The 17,752-nt window shown below is 65.9% G+C and carries 20 protein-coding genes; 16 read left to right on the top strand and 4 right to left on the bottom strand.

What is annotated here, in order from left to right; genetic code table 11:
- The first annotated feature begins 190 nt into the window (after positions 1-190).
- From flhF to AC1D02_RS14545, 6 genes are all read left to right on the top strand, one after another.
- On the top strand, positions 191-1,483 hold the full coding sequence (gene flhF / locus AC1D02_RS14570) for a flagellar biosynthesis protein FlhF (RefSeq protein WP_477318045.1): 1,293 nt from the start codon (positions 191-193) through the stop codon (positions 1,481-1,483).
- Positions 1,476-2,288 carry a MinD/ParA family ATP-binding protein gene (locus AC1D02_RS14565; RefSeq protein WP_477318043.1) on the top strand — a complete coding sequence of 271 codons (813 nt, stop codon included), beginning with the start codon at positions 1,476-1,478 and terminating at the stop codon, positions 2,286-2,288. Before flhF ends, AC1D02_RS14565 begins: the two co-directional genes overlap by 8 nt.
- A 12-nt stretch (positions 2,289-2,300) precedes the next feature.
- Positions 2,301-3,029: an RNA polymerase sigma factor FliA gene (locus tag AC1D02_RS14560; RefSeq protein WP_477318041.1), complete on the top strand. Its 729-nt coding sequence runs from the start codon at positions 2,301-2,303 to the stop codon at positions 3,027-3,029.
- Positions 3,011-3,757, top strand: coding sequence for a flagellar motor protein (locus AC1D02_RS14555; protein WP_477318039.1), 747 nt, complete (start codon positions 3,011-3,013; stop codon positions 3,755-3,757). Before AC1D02_RS14560 ends, AC1D02_RS14555 begins: the two co-directional genes overlap by 19 nt.
- 2 nt (positions 3,758-3,759) lie before the next feature.
- On the top strand, positions 3,760-4,509 hold the full coding sequence (gene motD, locus AC1D02_RS14550) for a flagellar motor protein MotD (protein WP_477318037.1): 750 nt from the start codon (positions 3,760-3,762) through the stop codon (positions 4,507-4,509).
- A gap of 138 nt (positions 4,510-4,647) precedes the next feature.
- Positions 4,648-5,166: a hypothetical protein gene (locus AC1D02_RS14545; RefSeq protein ID WP_477318035.1), complete on the top strand. Its 519-nt coding sequence runs from the start codon at positions 4,648-4,650 to the stop codon at positions 5,164-5,166.
- A 67-nt stretch (positions 5,167-5,233) separates the two neighbouring features.
- Here AC1D02_RS14545 and AC1D02_RS14540 read toward each other — a convergent pair whose 3' ends face one another.
- The 4 genes from AC1D02_RS14540 to flgA form a co-directional block, all read right to left on the bottom strand.
- Positions 5,234-6,319: a M35 family metalloendopeptidase gene (locus tag AC1D02_RS14540; RefSeq protein WP_477318033.1), complete on the bottom strand. Its 1,086-nt coding sequence runs from the start codon at positions 6,317-6,319 to the stop codon at positions 5,234-5,236.
- A 214-nt stretch (positions 6,320-6,533) separates the two neighbouring features.
- Positions 6,534-7,001, bottom strand: a complete 468-nt coding sequence (locus AC1D02_RS14535; RefSeq protein ID WP_477318031.1) for a flagella synthesis protein FlgN — start codon at positions 6,999-7,001, stop codon at positions 6,534-6,536.
- A gap of 7 nt (positions 7,002-7,008) precedes the next feature.
- A complete protein-coding gene (gene flgM / locus AC1D02_RS14530; RefSeq protein ID WP_477318029.1) occupies positions 7,009-7,311 on the bottom strand; it encodes a flagellar biosynthesis anti-sigma factor FlgM in 303 nt (100 codons plus the stop codon).
- A gap of 104 nt (positions 7,312-7,415) precedes the next feature.
- Positions 7,416-8,111 carry a flagellar basal body P-ring formation chaperone FlgA gene (gene flgA, locus AC1D02_RS14525; protein ID WP_477318027.1) on the bottom strand — a complete coding sequence of 232 codons (696 nt, stop codon included), beginning with the start codon at positions 8,109-8,111 and terminating at the stop codon, positions 7,416-7,418.
- 184 nt (positions 8,112-8,295) lie between these two features.
- Here flgA and flgB point away from each other — a divergent pair, with 184 nt between their 5' ends.
- From flgB to flgK, 10 genes are all read left to right on the top strand, one after another.
- Positions 8,296-8,715, top strand: coding sequence for a flagellar basal body rod protein FlgB (flgB, locus tag AC1D02_RS14520; protein WP_477318025.1), 420 nt, complete (start codon positions 8,296-8,298; stop codon positions 8,713-8,715).
- A gap of 2 nt (positions 8,716-8,717) precedes the next feature.
- A complete protein-coding gene (flgC, locus tag AC1D02_RS14515; RefSeq protein WP_477318023.1) occupies positions 8,718-9,119 on the top strand; it encodes a flagellar basal body rod protein FlgC in 402 nt (133 codons plus the stop codon).
- A 19-nt stretch (positions 9,120-9,138) separates the two neighbouring features.
- Positions 9,139-9,828 (top strand): flagellar hook assembly protein FlgD, encoded by a 690-nt coding sequence (locus AC1D02_RS14510; protein WP_477318021.1) that lies wholly within the window; start codon positions 9,139-9,141, stop codon positions 9,826-9,828.
- A 37-nt stretch (positions 9,829-9,865) separates the two neighbouring features.
- On the top strand, positions 9,866-11,404 hold the full coding sequence (locus tag AC1D02_RS14505) for a flagellar hook protein FlgE (protein WP_477318019.1): 1,539 nt from the start codon (positions 9,866-9,868) through the stop codon (positions 11,402-11,404).
- 28 nt (positions 11,405-11,432) lie between these two features.
- A complete protein-coding gene (gene flgF / locus AC1D02_RS14500; RefSeq protein WP_477318017.1) occupies positions 11,433-12,173 on the top strand; it encodes a flagellar basal-body rod protein FlgF in 741 nt (246 codons plus the stop codon).
- Positions 12,174-12,238: 65 nt separating this feature from the next.
- Positions 12,239-13,021, top strand: a complete 783-nt coding sequence (gene flgG / locus AC1D02_RS14495) for a flagellar basal-body rod protein FlgG (protein WP_477318015.1) — start codon at positions 12,239-12,241, stop codon at positions 13,019-13,021.
- Positions 13,018-13,662, top strand: a complete 645-nt coding sequence (locus tag AC1D02_RS14490) for a flagellar basal body L-ring protein FlgH (protein ID WP_477318013.1) — start codon at positions 13,018-13,020, stop codon at positions 13,660-13,662. The genes flgG and AC1D02_RS14490 overlap by 4 nt, the downstream gene beginning before the upstream one ends.
- Positions 13,663-13,673: 11 nt before the next feature.
- A complete protein-coding gene (locus AC1D02_RS14485) occupies positions 13,674-14,777 on the top strand; it encodes a flagellar basal body P-ring protein FlgI (RefSeq protein WP_477318011.1) in 1,104 nt (367 codons plus the stop codon).
- A 2-nt stretch (positions 14,778-14,779) separates the two neighbouring features.
- Positions 14,780-15,673 (top strand): flagellar assembly peptidoglycan hydrolase FlgJ, encoded by an 894-nt coding sequence (gene flgJ / locus AC1D02_RS14480; protein WP_477318009.1) that lies wholly within the window; start codon positions 14,780-14,782, stop codon positions 15,671-15,673.
- 71 nt (positions 15,674-15,744) lie between these two features.
- Entirely contained in the window at positions 15,745-17,742 is a 1,998-nt protein-coding gene (gene flgK, locus AC1D02_RS14475; RefSeq protein WP_477318007.1) for a flagellar hook-associated protein FlgK, read from the top strand.
- Positions 17,743-17,752: the final 10 nt, after the last annotated feature.

The following is a 17,752-nucleotide window of genomic DNA, read 5'->3' as shown; positions in this document are numbered from 1 at the left end:
GCGGTATTTCGACGGCGCGCCCAGGTTCGATCCTGGCGCGCCGTTCTCATTGCCGCGCCTGGCGCGGGAATAGCACCCCAATCACCCGCCTTTTCACTCGATGGTTTCTTTGCGGCATCGTCAATAATTGTCACTGTTAGAAACGAGGTGGCTCATGTGAGCCGGATGCTGGACCCCAGGAGCTTGATCGATGAACGTCAAAAAATTTACCGCCGCCACCTCGCGTGAAGCCTTGCGCAAAGTGCGCGACGCACTCGGTCCCGATGCCGTCATCCTGTCGAACCGCCCGGTCGACGGCGTGGTCGAAATCCTCGCGCTCGACAACGACGACGTCGCCTCGATCTCGGCGCCGCCGCACGGCAGCGAAATGGCCCAGCCGGCGCCGGCCCTGCACGTGCCCGAAACCTACGCCAACCGCCGCGCCGCCGCGCCGCAGCAGGACAACGCCGACATCGCCGCGATGCAGGCGATGATGGCCGCCGCGATCGCCAACGCCAAGGATTCCGCCGCCGCCGAGATGTCGGCCATGATGAACGAAGTGCGCGCCATGCGCGGCCTGATGGAAACCCAGCTGGCCGCGATTTCTTGGGGCACCACCCAGCAGCGCGAGCCGGAAAAGGCCGCCGTGCTGCGCCAGATGCTGGCCGCCGGCTTTTCCGCCACGCTGGCGCGCTACCTGGTCGAGAAAATGCCGTCCGGTAAAAACGAAGCCGAGAGCACGCGCTGGATCAAGACCGTCCTCGAACGCAACCTGACCAGCATGGCCGACGAAGACGAAATCCTCGACAAGGGCGGCGTGTTCGCCCTGGTCGGCCCGACCGGCGTCGGCAAGACCACCAGCACCGCCAAGCTGGCGGCGCGCTGCGTGATGCGCCACGGCCCGGAAAAGCTGGCCCTGATCACCACCGACGCCTATCGTATCGGCGGCCACGAGCAGCTGCGCATCTACGGCAAGATCCTCGGCGTGATGGTGCACTCGGTCAAGGACGAAGCCGACCTGCGCATCGCCCTGAAAGAACTGCGCAACAAGCACACCGTGCTGATCGACACCGTCGGCGTGTCGCAGCGCGACCAGATGGTCACCGAGCAGGTCGCGATGCTGTCCGAGACCGGCGCCGATGTGAAGCGCCTGCTGTGCCTGAACGCCACTTCGACCAACGAGACGCTGAACGAAGTGGTGCGCGCCTACCAGGGCAGCGGCCTGGCCGGCTGCATCATGACCAAGATGGACGAAGCGGCCTCGATCGGCAACGTGCTCGACGTCGTGATCCGCCAGAAGCTGCGCCTGTTCTACATTTCCAACGGCCAGCGCGTGCCGGAAGACCTGCACCTGGCCGACAAGGCGATGCTGGTCGACCGCGCGTTCCGCCTGACGCGCGACCAGGCCGCCACCCAGTACGCCGACAGCGACCTGCCGCTGCTGATGGCGCAGGCCGGCAACGTCGCCAGCGACCGCAGCCTGCGCGAGGTCTCCCTTGGCTAACTTCGACTTTGACCAGGCCGAGGGCCTGCGCCGCATGCTGGCGGGCCCGCGCCCGCGCATCGTCACTTTTCTCTGCGCCACCCCCGAAGACGACAAGGGCGCGATGCTGGTCAACCTCGGCGCCTCGCTGGCGCGCGCAGGCAACGACGTGCTGATCGTCGACGCCTGCCAGCGCGACTACGGCGTGGCCCAGCGCCTCGGCCTGGCGCGCGGCCCCGGCCTGCTCGGCGTGGCGCGCCAGCAATGCGCGCTGAACGAAGTGATTCACGCGGCGCCGCAAGGCTTCAACGTCGCGCGCATGCAGCGCGGCGCCGGCGCCGACGAAGCGCGCCGCCTGGCCAAGAGCTTCGACGTGCTGGTGCGCCAGACCGGCATCGTCATCGTCGACGCCGAATTCGGCGCCGACGACAGCTTCCCGGTGCCGGTGATGGACAGCGCCGAAATCGTCGTGCAGGTCGGCACGTCCGCCGCCTCGATCACCGCCGCCTACAGCCTGATCAAGCGCCTGTCGCAGACCCTGGGCCGGCGGCCGTTCGGCATCCTGGTCACCGGCGCGACGGAAGCCGAGGCGAAGGTGGTATACGATAATATGTGTTCCGCGGCAAGCCGCTACCTCGCAGTGAACCTGACGTCGATGGGCTCGGTCCCGGCCGACGAATACCTGCAGCGCGCCGCGCGTCTCGGTCGCGCGGTGGTCGATGCCTTTCCGCTGGCGGGCGCGTCGGTCGCGTTTCGCCGCCTGGCCGGGCGCTTTGCCCTGCCGGGAATGCCTCAGCTTGGGGGAAACACCCGTTTTGGCTCATAACAAGAACTGATCATGTACACGGTCAAAGGGAAAGCGGACAAGAACCAGCTGCTGACGGATCACATGCCGTTGGTGAAGCGGCTCGCGCACCACATGAAAGCCAAGCTGCCGCCGAGCGTCGAAGTCGACGACCTGATCCAGGCCGGCATGATCGGCCTGCTCGACGCCATCAGCCGCTATGAAGAGACGCATGGCGCCCAGTTCGAGACCTATGCGGTGCTGCGCATCCGCGGCGCCATGCTGGACGAGCTGCGCAACAGCGACTGGCTGCCGCGCTCGATGCGCCAGAACATGCGCAAGATCGAAGCGGCGATGAGCACCCTGCAGCAGAAGCTCGGCCATCCGCCGACCGAGTCGGAAGTGGCCAAGTCGCTCAAGATGTCGCTGGCCGACTATCAGGACATGCTGTCCGACGGCGGCGGCCACCAGCTGGTGTACTACGAAGATTTCCACGCCGACGAGGGCAGCGACAGCTTCCTCGACCGCTACGCGGTGGACGACGACGATCCCTTGCGCGGCCTGATGGACACCGGCTTCCGCCAGGCCGTGATCGACGCGATCGACGCCTTGCCGCCGCGCGAGAAGATCCTGATGGGCCTGTACTACGAAGAAGAGATGAACCTGAAGGAAATCGGCGCCGTGATGGGCGTGTCGGAATCGCGCGTGTCGCAGCTGCATACGCAGGCTGTGGCGCGCTTGCGCGCAACGTTACGGGAGCAGGCGTGGACTGGGCCAGCTTAATCGGGCTCGCGCTGGCGCTGGCCGGCGTGCTGCTCGGCCATGGCCTCGACGGCGGCAAGCTCGCCTCGCTGGTGCAGCCGGCCGCCTTCGCGATCGTCGTCATCGGCACCGCCGGTGCGGTGCTGCTGCAGACCGACACGCCGACGTTTGTGCGCGCGATGAAGATGCTGCGCTGGGTATTCCAGCCGCCGTCCAGCCAGCGCCAGGCGCTGGCGCGCGACATCGCGATGTGGAGCAGCCACGCGCGCCGCGACGGCCTGCTGTCGCTCGAGCAGCACATGCTCGACACGCGCGACCCCTTCGTCCAGAAGGGCCTGCGCCTGATGATCGACGGCATCCACCCGGAGAAACTGCGCGGCCTGATGGAAGCCGAAGTGACGGCTTACGAATTCGCCCAGCGCCAGGCGGCCAAGGTGTGGGAATCGGCGGCCGGCTACTCGCCAACCATCGGCATCCTGGGCGCGGTGCTGGGCCTGATCCACGTGATGGAAAACCTGAGCGACCCGTCCAAGCTGGGCGCCGGCATCGCAGTGGCCTTCGTGTCGACGGTTTACGGCGTCGGCCTCGCCAACCTGTTCTTTTACCCGGTCGGCAACAAGCTGAAAAGCATCGTGGCCGAGACGGTGACGCAGTATGAAATTCTCACCGAGGTGTTCTACGACATCTCCAGCGGCGACCATTCGCGCGTAATCGACGAGCGCGTGGCGAGCCTGCTGTCGCGGCCCTGACCATGGCGCGCAAAAAATACGACGAGACCACCGACAACCACGAGCGCTGGCTGATCTCGTACGCCGACTTCATCACATTGCTGTTCGCGTTCTTCGTCGTGATGTACGCGATCTCGGTGGTCAACGAAGGCAAGTACAAGGTGTTTTCCGACGCGCTCGGGAACGCCTTCGGCGGCCGGATCGCGCCCAGGTCGACCACCGAAATCCAGGGCGCGATCTCGCTGCCGAACATCGTCGCCAAGCGCCGCGCCGAAGCGCTGCGGCGCGAGCGCGAGCGCCTGACCACGCTGGCGCGCGACCTCACTTCCACATTGGCGCCGCTGGTCAAGGAAGGCAAGGTGAGGGTCACGCAGAACAGCCGCGGAGTCAGCGTCGAGATCAACGCGAGCGTGCTGTTCGATTCGGGCAATGCGACCCTGACGGCCGATTCGCGCGAGGCGCTGCAGGCGCTGGCGGTGCTGCTGCGCGACGATCCGCACACCTTGCAGGTCGAAGGGCACACCGACAACCTGAACATCCGCAATCCGGTGTTCCCGTCGAACTGGGAACTGTCGGCCGCGCGGGCCGGCGCGGTGGTGCGGCTGTTCATCGACAGCGGCGTGGCGCCGGAGCGCATGACGGTGGTCGGGCACGGCTCGAACATCCCGGTGGCGTCGAACGACGAGGCCGAAGGGCGCGCGCGCAACCGCCGCGTGGCGGTGACGATCCTGTCGGCATTGCCCGACGCGACGACGGAAATTCCGACCCGCTAGCGCCCGTGCATTGCGCGTGGTCAAACGCCGCGCGCCTTTCCTTTGTAACTTTGCGCAAGTGCGCTTGGCGAACGCCATGGAGCGGCGCACAATCGCGCCAATTCTTTTCGGACGATTCTTTTTATTTTGGAGCAGGTGATGGGCAGGGCAGCAACAAAGAGTATTCTGGCGGCATTGCTGGGCGCGGCCTGCGTGGCGGCGGTGGTCGTCGCCGGCGGCAGCGCCAGCGCACGGGACGGCATGATGAATCCGGTCAGCGAAAAAGTGCAGGTCGAGTCGCGCGACGGCAAGGTGCTGGTGCGCCTGACCATCGACAACCAGAGCGACCGCACGGTGTGGGTCGCGCGCTCGGTGGCGACCGAGCAGGAGCTGTTCGGCAACTGGTTCGAAGTGCGCGACAGCTCGAATGGCGATCCGCTCGACTATATCGGGCCGACCGTCAAGCGCGCGCCGCTGGGCAAGGCCGACTATGTCGCCGTCAAGCCGCACAGTCAGCTGAAGAACACCATCGACATCACCCGCGCCTACGCCTTCATGCAGGGGCGCCATACCTACCAGCTGAACTACAGCGGCAGCTATCTGGCCGACGTGAAGAAGATTGCGGACGCCACGCCGGTCGAGCCCGACTCGGCCATGTTCGCTCACATCGGCAAATAAAAAATGCACCAAATTGGTGCATTTCAACGATGGGGACCCGCCTGTGCGAGGGCCCCATTTTTCCTTGTTACTGCAGCGTCGGCGTATTCTCGCCGAAATACTCGTGCGAGTCGGCGTTGTCGATCGCCTTCGATGGATCGCTGATCGCCAGGCTGGCCGCGCCGGACTGGCCATACACCCAGTCGTCGGTGCCGGCTACCACGTTGAAGTGGCTCATCTCGTGCACCAGGGTGCCGCCCTTCGAATCGGTGCCGGTCATCGGCGCGGTCCAGAACGCCTTGCACACATAAATCACGTAGGGCTGGGTCGGATACACGTAGGCGTAGTAGGTCTTCTTGCAGCCGCAGTCGACCGTCACCGGCTTGTTGGCGAACGCATCCTTGAGCGCGACGAAGTGGGCCTTGACGGTGTTGGCACGCGCCGAATCGTTGGCGCCGAACCACTTGACGTAACGCGAGCCGATCGTGCCGCGCTGCATGTAAGCGTCGCCGTCGCTGGCCATCCCCGACCCGGCCGCCAGTGCCTGCGTCACCGTGGTCTGCTGTTCGGCCGTGCACTTGTTGAACGCCAGCCCCTGGCCGCCCTGCGCTGCGCGCATCTCGTCGATGGTCGCGCCTTTCGACAGGGTGCCGCGCGGCTGCGCGCCGTCGATCCAGATCGTCAGCGGCGCCGAGGTGATTTCGCCGATCTCGCGCGGCGCGCCCTTGCCAGCCAGCTCGGTGCTGAACAGCTGCAGCGATTTAGCGTTGTAGCTGACCTGGTAGTCGCCGGTGATGCTCATGTCGTACATCGACGACAGCTCGACCTTCATGCTGTGCGCGGCGCCGGGCTTGAGCAGGTAGTAATCGGCCGCAGTCGGCGCCTGGCGCTTGTAGTGGGCGCCGAGGTAGGGCACGGGCAGGCCGTCGCGCGTGACCTTGAACAGCGACTCCTCGATTTCGCCGAACGGCGTGTGCCACTTCAGCACGTATTGCGGGCTGGCCGAGGTGTTGGTGATGGTCACGTTGACCACCACGGCGTCGGTCTTGCCGAGCGAATGCTTGTCGGTGGCGAGCGTGGCGGTGACGCCGTTCGAGGTGGCGGCCTGTGCGCCGATGCTCAGCGCGCACGCCAGCGCGGCGAGTCCTGTCCTGCAGATCTGGTTCCAGTTCATGCTTTCTCCGTATCAAGTTTTTTGCTCTATGGGAACAGAGTCCGCGCCGCGCGAAAATCACCTGATGGGTTGGCGAAAACTCATGAAATGATGATCCGGCAAGGCCGCGAACTTGTAAACACAAATCGGCGCGGTGTTGCGGACGGTCGCGACAATTCGCGCCGCCGCAATTGTGCGCGGAAAAAGCTGTGTTACGGAAATTAAACGGAGGGGGTCAGCCGACCACGAAGCGGCGCGACGGGCCGGAGGCGGCGGCCTGGCCGCTCGGCCCATAAACGGCGCCGTCAGCGCCGCCGGCCCGCATGCGCATGGCGTTGAGCGCCACTTGCGTATGATTCATCTGCTTGTTGATCAGCATGCCGTTGACGCGGTTCAGTTCCTTGGCGTCGGCGGTGCGCGCCAGCAGTTCGCGCCATTCGCCGCGGGTCGGCTCGTCGCCGTGCGCCGCCATCCACGTCACCATGCCGCTTTCGTTGGCGGCAAACCCGGCTGCGGCCAGCGCCTGGTGGCGCCGCACCGACAACGCGGCCATCTGCTGCACCAGCTCGGCCTTGTGCGGGGTCAGGTCCGACAAGCCATCGCTGTCCGCGCGAATCAGGAAAGCTTGTTCCTGTTGCATCGTGTCGATCAGGGAGGCGATCAGTTGCTGTTCGTCGCGCAGGGTGGTGGCAGGGCTGGTCATGAAAAATCTATCGTTTGCGGGAATGCAACAGGTCGCGCACTGTTTCCAGCAGGCCGTCCGCTACTTTCTCTGAATTGACGGAGAACTGGCCATCGGCGATGGCCATCTTGATGCGTTCGACTTTCTTGGCGTCGAACACGGCGCCGGCGCCGACGGCGCCAGCCAGTGCCTGGCCCTGCGACGACAGGCGCACGCTGTCGGACGGGGCCGGCGTCGCGCCGGCGGCCCGCTCCGCACCCTTGGCGCCAGCCGCAGGCGTATTCGCCGCCGGCAGGCCAGGGCTTGTCTTGAGGGTATCGTTAATTTTCACAGCATCTTCCTTCTCTGGCCAGAGCAACTACTCCTTGATATGCGTAAGTAACGGCCCGCGGGCTGCAAACTTTAGCGCACATCAATGGCATTCCGAACAAGTGTTCAGATCGCCACTTCGACCAAACCTCCTTCTTTCGCCACGCCGCTCAGGATCTTGCCCGCCGGCGTACGCACCTGCACCACCTGGCCTTCGCTGGCGTTGCCGATCGCTTTCGCCTCGGCCGACACGGAAAATCCGGCGCCGGTCGACACCACGCGCACCGCCTGGCCCTGTTGCACCACGGGCTTGCTTTTCAACCCATCGAGGCGCAAGGGCGCGCCGGCCTGCACCGACACCGTGCTGCTGCGTCCGACCGCCTGGGCCATGTCGGTCAGCACGCCGTTCGGCAGCGCCGCCAGGTCGCCCTGCATCAACACCAGCTGCGATTGCTCGATCGGCTGGCCCTGCGCCAGCGGCACCGCGGCGGCGACGTACTCGCCCTGGACCGCCACCTTGGCTTGAATATACACTTTCCACGCGGTCGGCGCCGCACAGCGCACGCCCACCGTGGTGTTGCCCCAGGCGCGCGCGCCTGGCTGCAGGAACGCTTCCGGCGCCGGGCAGGCCGCCAGACTCATGCGCGCGTCCAGCGGGCGCACCTCGACCGACACGGTGCCGGGCAGGCCGGCGCCCTGGACCTTCAGAAAATCCACCACGACGCTTTGCAGCGCCTTCAGATCCTGCCGCGGGGCGGCCGCCTGCTGGGCAAGCGCCAGCGGCGAGGCGAGGAGAAGGGCGGCGAGCAATGTGGTTTTCATGGGATGGCGGTGTGCGGGAATGATGCCATCTTAGGCCTCATGATTCTTTGGCGAAACATCGAATAGCCGCGCTTTGACTGTCCTTATCCTTCGATTGAGCCCTTGCACCGGGCCGTATGATCGATCCTGTCATAACAAGATCATTGCCGCCAACCCTGGCGACAAGGACCCACCTGGAGCTGACATGATTGGCAAACTCGACGATTACCTGCGTTTTAACGAAGCCGCGCTGAGCCTGCGCTCGCAGCGGCAGCAATTGCTCGCATCGAACATCGCCAACGCGGACACGCCGAACTTCAAGGCGCGCGACATCGACTTTGCCAGCGCGCTGCAGGCGACCATGGCGCGCACCGCGCCCCCGGCCGGCCAGCTGGCCGCGACCAGCCCGGCCCACCTGGGCGGCGCGCCGGACGGCAACATGCTGCCGGACGGCACCCAGGTGCAGTACCGCAATGTGGCGCAGGGCGCGGTCGACGGCAACACCGTCGACATGGACGTCGAGCGCAACCAGTTTGCCGACAACGCCGTGCGCTACGAAGCCGGCATCACGATGATCAACCATCAAATCCGCAGCCTGATGGCGGCCATCCAGGGAGGACAATAATCATGTCGCTGTTTAATATCTTCAACGTGTCCGGTTCGGCCATGAGCGCCCAGGCGCAGCGCCTGAACGCCACCGCCAGCAACCTGGCCAACGCCGACAGCGCCACCTCGGCCAGCGGCCAGGCCTACCGCGCCAAGCAGGTGGTGTTCGAGGCGGTCCCGCTCGAAGCGGGCGGCACCGCGGTCAAGGTGGCCCAGGTGATCGAGGACCCGAGCCCGCTCAAGCAGGTGTACGACCCCAAGCATCCGATGGCCGACGACAAGGGTTACGTGGCCATGCCGAACGTGAACGTGGTCGACGAGATGGTCAACATGCTGTCGGCCTCGCGCTCCTACCAGACCAACGTGGAAACCATGAACGCGGCCAAGACCCTGCTGCTCAAGACCCTGACGCTCGGTCAGTAACCTACTTCTGAAGCTCACTATGGCACTGAACACCATTTCCCAGACCGTCTCGCCGGACCTGCTGGCCACGGTCAATCCGAAGAAGACCACGGTCGCCGACGGCAGCGTCGAGGCCGACACCAACAAGTTCCTGACCCTGCTGGTCACCCAGCTGAAGAACCAGGATCCGATGAACCCGCTCGACAACGCCCAGATCACCAGCCAGCTGGCCCAGCTGTCGACCGTCACCGGCGTCAACAAGCTCAATACCACGCTCGAGTCGCTCAAGACCAGCTACCAGTCGTCCGAGGCGATGGCCGCCACCAACATGATCGGCCACGGCGTGCTGGTCGAGGGCGGCGACGTCCAGCTGTCCGGCGGCAAGGGCATCATGGGCGTCGACCTGGCCAGCCCGGCCGACAGCGTCAAGCTGATCGTCACCGACCCGACCACCGGCAAGGACGTGCAGACCATCGACATGGGCGCCCAGCAGCCGGGCACCACGCCGATCGCCTGGGACGGCATGCCGGACGGCGCGGCCGAGGCGCTGAAGGACGGCAAGTACCTGATCCGCGTCGTCGCCACCCGCAACGGCGAACAACTCAAGGATGCCAAGGCGCTCTCGTTCGACAGCGTCGCCAGCGTCACCACCAGCGCCGCCAACGGCGTCAAACTCAATTTGCCCACCCGGGGCCAGGTGTCGATGAGCGACATCAAGCAGATTCTGTAAGCCCGGACCGCGACCACACTTTTACCAGGAGAACACCATGTCTTTTCAACAGGGACTTAGCGGCTTGAACGGCGCTGCAAAATCGCTCGACGTCATCGGCAACAACATCGCCAACGCCAGCACCGTCGGCTTCAAGGGTTCGCAGGCGCAGTTCGCCGACGTCTACGCCAACTCGCTCAACGGCGCCGGCGGCGGCCAGGCCGGCATCGGCACCAAGGTGTCGCAGATCGCCCAGACTTTCTCGCAAGGTAATATCGAATCGTCCAACAACCCGCTCGACATCGCCATCAACGGCGCCGGCTTCTTCCGCACCTCGCTCGGCGGCGTGACCCAGTATTCGCGCAACGGCCAGTTTTCGCTCGACAAGTCCGGCTTCATGGTCAACGCCCAGGGCGCCCAGTTGACCGGCTACGCGACCGGCCCGAACGGCACCATCCTGGCCGGTTCGCCGGTGCCGATTCAAATCAGCACGGCCGACCTGAAGCCGGTCGCCACCGGCAAGGTGGACCACGAGATCAACCTCGATTCGGGCGCCGACGTGCCGCTGAACCCGAATTTCGACGCCAACGATCCGACCAGCTACAACAAGCAGACCCCGATCGACGTCTACGATTCGCTGGGCAATTCCCACGTGCTGTCGACCTTCTACGTGAAGACCTCGGCCGGCCACTGGGACGTGTATGCGGCCAACGACGGCACCGAGATCAATAACCTGAAGGTGGCCGCGGCCGCCCAGGGCAGCGGCGGCGCCTTCACCGCCGTCAACACTGCCCGCGACGCCTGGGTGGTCGCGAACGCCGCGGTGCCGCCGAATCCGGCCGCCGCCAGCGCGGCCCTGGCCACCTATGCCGCCGCGGCGAATGCCATGGTCGGGGCCGCTGCCGTCGCCGCCGGCGCCACGCCGGCGCAGGTGGCCGCCATCACCGCCGCCGCCACCAGTTCGGGCAACACCGTCGGCAATACGCCGGCGATCGTCGACAAGGACATCGCCGCGGCGGTGTCGGTGAAGTCGGTGCGGATCGGTCACCTCGACTTCGACGGCAACGGCGCGTTGTCGAACGCGGCGATGGCGCCGCAGACGCTGCCGCTGACCGTGGCCCTGCCGATCTTCCCGCCGACCGGCGCCCAGGGCACCCTGACGGTGCAGATGGGCTTTGCCGGCAGCAGCCAGTACGGCGCCGCCACCAGCGAGAAGAAATCGACCCAGGACGGCTACACCGCCGGCCACCTGCAACGCTTCTCGGCCGGCGCCGACGGCACCATCCTCGGCCAGTACAGCAACGGCCAGTCGCAGGCGCTGGGCCAGATCGTGCTGGCCAACTTCGCCAACCCGAACGGGCTGACGCCGCTGGGCAACAACGCCTGGGCCGAAACGTCGAACTCGGGCGTGCCGCTGATCGGCGCGCCGAGCTCGGGCAGCCTGGGCGTGCTGCAGTCGTCGGCGGTCGAGAACTCGAACGTCGACCTGACGGCCGAACTGGTCAACATGATCACCGCGCAGCGCGTCTACCAGGCCAACGCGCAGACCATCAAGACCCAGGACTCGGTGCTGCAGACCCTGGTCAACCTGCGTTAATGCTTTCGTCGTCGCCTAAAGGAAATTCATGGACCGTCTGATCTACACCGCCGCCAGCGGCGCCAAGCACATCCTGGAACAGCAGGCGACGACTTCGCACAACCTGGCCAACGTCAGCACCACCGGCTTTCGCGCCCAGATCGATTCGTTCCGCGCGGTCCAGGTCGAGGGCGGCACCTTGCCGACCCGCGCCTTCGTCGTCAATTCGACCGTCGGCGCCGACTTCTCGTCCGGCCCGCTGCAGGCGACCGGGCGCGACCTCGACGTGGCGATCAAGGGCAAGGGCTGGATCGCCTTGCAGATGCCTGACGGCAGCGAAGCCTACACCCGCAACGGCGCGCTGCAGATGAACGAGAACGGCCTGTTGACCGGCACCGGCGGCAACGCCGTGGCCGGCGACGGCGGCCCGATCTCGGTCCCGCCGGACGTCACCGTGGCCATCGGCGGCGACGGCACCATTTCCACCATCGCCGCCGGCACCAAGCCGGGCACGCCGACCGTGCTGGGACGCCTCAAGCTGGTCAATCCGCCCGAAGCGGACCTGGTTCGCGGCGACGACGGCCTGTTCCGTTTGAAGGATGGCAAGGCCGCGCAAGCCGATCCGCTCGTGTCGGTGGCCGGCGGCTCGCTCGAGGGCAGCAACGTCAGCCCGGTCGACATGATGGTCAACATGATCTCTTTGGCACGTTCTTTCGAAACTCAAATGAGCTTGCTGAAGAACGCCGAGAATAACGCCACGAAAGCAACCCAGATCCTCGCTTTGGGTTGACGCCTGTGACTCCATAATGATCGTGTGCATGGCGGTATTCGCCGGCCTCGTTAGTGGAGAAGCAAATGATTCGTTCCCTGTTCATCGCCAAGACCGGCCTGGAAGCACAGCAGACCAACCTTGACGTCATCACCAATAACCTGGCCAACGTCAGCACCAACGGCTTCAAGCGTTCGCGCGCCGTGTTCGAGGACCTGCTGTACCAGAACGTGCGCCAGCCCGGCGCCCAGTCGTCGCAGCAGACCAGCCTGCCGTCCGGGCTGCAGATCGGCACCGGCGTGCATGCGGTCGCCACCGAACGCATCTTCACGCAAGGCAATCCCCAGTCGACCGGCAATTCGAAAGACGTGATGGTCAACGGCTCGGGCTTTTTCTCCGTGCTGATGCCCGACGGCACCGCCGCCTACACCCGCGACGGCTCGTTCCAGAGCGACGCCAACGGCCAGCTGGTGACCGCCTCCGGCTTCGTCGTGCAGCCTGCCATCACCGTGCCGAACAACGCGCAATCGATCACCATCGGCCGCGACGGCACCGTCTCGGTCACCGTGCCCGGATCGAGTGCGCCGACCCAGATCGGCACGCTGCAGCTGACCACCTTCGTCAATCCGGCCGGCCTCGAGTCGAAGGGCGAAAACCTGTATGTCGAGACGGGCGCCTCCGGCAGCCCGAATACCAACACCCCCGGCACCAACGGCGCCGGCGTGCTGATGCAAGGCTATGTCGAAACCTCGAACGTCAACATCGTCGAGGAAATGGTCAACATGATCCAGACCCAGCGCGCCTACGAGATCAACAGCAAGGCGATCACCACGTCCGACCAGATGCTGCAGAAACTGTCCCAATTATGAAAAAGCTCGCTTTCCTCGGGTTGCTGGCGCTGGCCGGCTGCTCGACCACCCCGACCTCGATCGTCCAGCGTCCGACCAGCAGCCGCCCGGCGCTGGTCGAAGCCGCGCCGCCCTCCGAAGGCGCGATCTTCCAGGCGTCGACCTACCGGCCGATGTTCGAAGACCGCCGCGCGCGCCACATCGGCGACATCCTCACCATCCAGATCACCGAGAAGACCGCCGCCGTCAAGGCCGGCGCCAGCTCGGGCAACAAGACCGGCTCGGTCAGCTTCGCCGCGCCCGGCATCGCCCAGGGCCGCCTCGGCGCCACCGTGGCCGCCAACGGCGCCACCAAGTTTTCCGACGGCGACAACCAGAGCGCCAGCAACACCTTCACCGGCACCATGGGCGTGACCGTGACCGAGGTGCTGGCCAACGGCAACCTGATCGTCGCCGGCGAGAAGCAGGTCGCCATGAACAAGGGCGTCGAATTCATCCGCTTCTCCGGCATGATCAACCCGGACACCATCCAGTCGGGCAACGTGGTGTCGTCGACCCAGGTGGCCGACGCGCGCGTCGAGTACCGCACCAACAGCCAGATCGACCGCGCCGAGATGACCGCGATGGCCTCGCGCTTCTTCCAGTCGCTGCTGCCGTTCTGATCGGGATGACGATGCGCTTCTCCAAACCTCTCATCGCCCTGTGCGCCGCGCTGATCCTCGCGCCGGCCGCGCAGGCCGAACGCCTGAAGGACCTCGCCAGCATCGGCGGCGTGCGCCAGAACCAGTTGTCCGGCTACGGCATCGTCGTCGGCCTCGACGGCACCGGCGACCAGACCACCCAGACGCCGTTCACCGTGCAGTCGATCGTCGCGATGCTGCAGCAGAAGGGCGTTAACCTGCCGGCCGGCACCAGCCTGCAGCTGAAGAACGTCGCCGCGGTGATGGTCACGGCTTCGCTGCCGGCCTTCGCCCAGCCCGGCCAGACCATCGACATCACGGTGTCGTCGATCGGCAACGCCAAGAGCCTGCGCGGCGGCACCCTGGTGATGACGCCGCTGCAAGGCGCCGACAACCAGGTCTACGCCATGGCCCAGGGTAACGTGCTGGTGGGCGGCGTCGGCGCATCGGCCGGCGGTTCGCAGGTGCAGGTCAACCACCTTTCGGTCGGCAAAATTTCCGGCGGCGCCACCGTGGAGCGCGCGGTCGCCAACAGCCTCGGCGCCGGCAACCAGATCAAGCTCGAACTGAACACCACCGACTTCCTCACCGCCAGCCGCGTGGTCGAAGCGGTCAACAACCATTTCGGCCCCGGCATCGCCACCGCGCTGGACGGCCGCGTGATCCGCGTGATGACGCCGTCCTCGTCGGACCAGCGCGTCGCCTTCCTCGGCATCCTCGAGGGCCTCGAAGTGTCGCCGGCCGCCTCGGCCGCCAAGGTGATCATGAACGCGCGCACCGGCTCGGTCGTGATGAACCAGGCCGTGACGCTGGAGCAGTGCGCGATTTCGCACGGCAACTTGTCGGTGACGATCTCCAACGAGCCGCAGGTCAGCCAGCCGAACGCGCTTTCGAAAGGCAAGACCGTGGTCACGCAGTCGGCCCAGATCGAAGTCAAGAAGGATCCGGGCAAGGTGGTGCTGGTCAAGGGCGGCGCCAACCTGGCCGAAGTGGTCAAGGCGATGAACGCGATCGGCGCCTCGCCGCAGGACCTGCTGGCTATCCTGCAGGCGCTCAAGGCCGCCGGTTCGCTGCGCGCCGAACTCGAAATCATCTGACCATGGCCATCCAATCGAACGACCTCACCAGCCGGCTCGCCTTCGACGCCAACGGCGTCGCCGGCCTGAAGCAGTCGGCCAAGGCCGGTTCGCCCGAGGCGTTGAAGCAGGCCGCGACCCAGTTCGAGGCGATGTTCATCAACATGATGATGAAGAGCATGCGCGACGCCACGCCGCAGGACGGCATGCTCGACAGCCAGCAGACCAGGACCTTCACCACCATGCTCGACCAGCAGATGAGCCAGAACCTGGCCAAGCGCGGCGTCGGGCTGGCCGACGTGCTGGTGCGCCAGCTGGGCGCCAACGCCGCCAACGCGCAGGCGCTGGCGATCGGCGGCGAGCAGGGCGTCCAGCCGGCTGCGCTGGCGCTGCCGGCGGCGGCGTCCGCGCCGGTCAAGTCGGCCGAAAGCGTTTCCCCGGTCTCGTCGAAGAACCAGGCGCCGCACATCCGCTCGTTCCAGGAAAAGCTGGGCGCCGACGCCGAACTGGCCAGCAAGGCGACCGGCATCCCGGCCAAGTTCATGCTGGGCCAGGCCGCGCTTGAGTCGGGCTGGGGCAAGCGCGAAATCAAGCACGCCGACGGCAGCGCCAGCCACAACCTGTTCGGCATCAAGGCCGGTCCTGGCTGGAAAGGCAAGGTTGTCAATGCGGTCACCACCGAGTACGTGGGCGGCGTGCCGCAGACCCGCGTCGAGAAATTCCGCGCCTACGATTCCTACGCCGACAGCTTCAAGGATTACGCCAGGATGTTGTCGAACAATCCACGCTACGAGAAGGTGCTGGCCAGCGCCGGAGATGCGTCGAAATTCGCCCACGGCCTGCAGAAGGCCGGCTACGCGACCGATCCGCACTATGCCGCAAAGCTCAGCCGGATCATCACCCATTCGCTGGCTTGACGTTTCGTCAAGTCAAGTTTTGGCGGAATCTGCCGTAGAGTAGATACCGCAGCATAGAAAGCACAACGATCATGGCTGGAAATCTCCTCAATATCGGCAAGACCGGACTGTACGCCGCGCAGGCGGGCCTGGCCACGACCGGCCACAACATCGCCAACGCCAACGTCACCGGCTACAGCCGCCAGACCGTCGTGCAGTCGACCAATACCGCGCAGGACCAGGGCTACGGTTTCGTCGGCAGCGGCACCCAGATCGCCGAGATCAAGCGCTTTTCCGACGATTTCCTCAACGCCCAGGTGCGCAGCGCCCAGGCGGCGACCAGCGCACTGAACTCCTACAACGCCCAGGCCAGCCAGGTCGACAACCTGATGGCCGACACCACCACCGGCCTGTCGCCGGCGATGCAGGATTTCTTCCGCTCGGTGCAGAGCATGACCGCGAACGCGGCCTCGACGCCGGCGCGCCAGGCATTCCTGTCGAGCGCCGAATCGCTGTCCTCGCGCTTCCAGGGGCTGAACGGCCAGCTGCAGGACATCCGCGCCGGCGTGAACGGCCAGATCAGCTCGAACGTCACGCTGATCAATTCCTACGCGAGCCAGATCGCCAAGCTGAATGACCAGATCAGCACGCTCACCAACGCCACCGGCAACGCCCCGAACGACCTGCTCGATTCGCGCGACCAGCTGGTGCTCGACCTGAACAAGCAGGTCAAGGCCACGGCAATGCCAGGCGATAACAACACGCTGACCGTGTCGATCGGCGCCGGCCAGCCGCTGGTGGTCGGCGCCAAAGCCTTCCAGCTCGCCGCGGTGCAGGCGCCGGGCGACCCGTCGCGCATCGAAGTGGCCTACGTCAGCGGCCAGAAGACCACCATCCTGGCCGAGTCGTCCGTCAGCGGCGGCGAACTGGGCGGACTGCTCGATTTCCGCAGCCACACCCTCGACACCGCCCAGAACGCCCTCGGCCGGATGGCGATGGTGCTGGGCGCGACCTTCAACGCCCAGAACCACCTGGGGCAGGACAGCACGGGCAAGCTGGGCGGCGACCTGTTCGCGCCGGCGGCGCCGGCCTTCGGCGTCAACGCCAACAAGCTGCCGGCGGACCCCAGCGCGCCGAGCGTGGTGACGGCGACGCTGGTCGACCCGAGCCAGCTGACCACCAGCGATTACCAGGTCAGTTTCGACCAGGCCACGTCGAAGTTTTCGGTCCAGAAGCTGTCCGATCCGCATGCGCCGCCGACCGTGCTGGGCGCCTACACCCAGCCCGGGCCGCAGAGCGTCGTGATCGACGGCCTGGCGTTCACCATTTCCGGCAAGCAGCAGCCGGGCGACACCTTCCTGGTGCGCCCGACCGCCAACGGCGCCGCCCAGTTCACCGTGGCCGCGCGCAGCATTGCCGATATCGCCGCCGCCGGCCCGATCATGACCTTGCCGGGCGCCGCCAACAACGGCAAGGCGAAGATCAGCGAAGGCTCGGTCGATGCGACTTTTCCGGCCGCGGCGGCCGGCTTCACGCCGTCCACGCTGACCTTCAAGGGCGCCACCGGCGAGCTGACCGGCTTTCCGGCCGGCCAGACGGTGACGGTCACGACGCCGGGCAATCCGGCCACCACCGCCAGCTACACCGCGGGCGCGGCGACGATTCCGTTTGTCGACGGCGCCAGCTACGCCTTCGGCGGCGTCACGGTGGCGTTTACCGGCACGCCGGCCGACGGCGACAAATTCACCGTGGCGCGCACCGCGCTCGGCGTCAACGACAACCGCAACCTGCTGAAGATGGGCGAGCTGCAGACCAAGCCGATCCTCGACAACCATCAAAGCACCTACCAGAGCGCCTTCGCCCAGATCGTCAGCACGATCGGCAACAAGGCGCGCGAAGTGCAGGTCAATGGCGAAGCGAGCGCGGCGATGCTGGCGCAGGCGACCAATGTCCAGCAGAGCGTGTCGGGCGTGAACCTCGATGAAGAGGCGGCCAACCTGCTCAAGTACCAGCAGGCCTACCAGGCGGCCGGCAAGGTGATGCAGATCGCCAGCACCATGTTCGACACGCTGCTGTCGCTCGGACGATAACCAAGGATTC

The organism is Massilia sp. P1_C10 (assembly GCF_056406475.1).
Note: the sequence above shows the minus strand (reverse complement) of the source record. Positions and strands in the feature narration are given on the sequence as shown.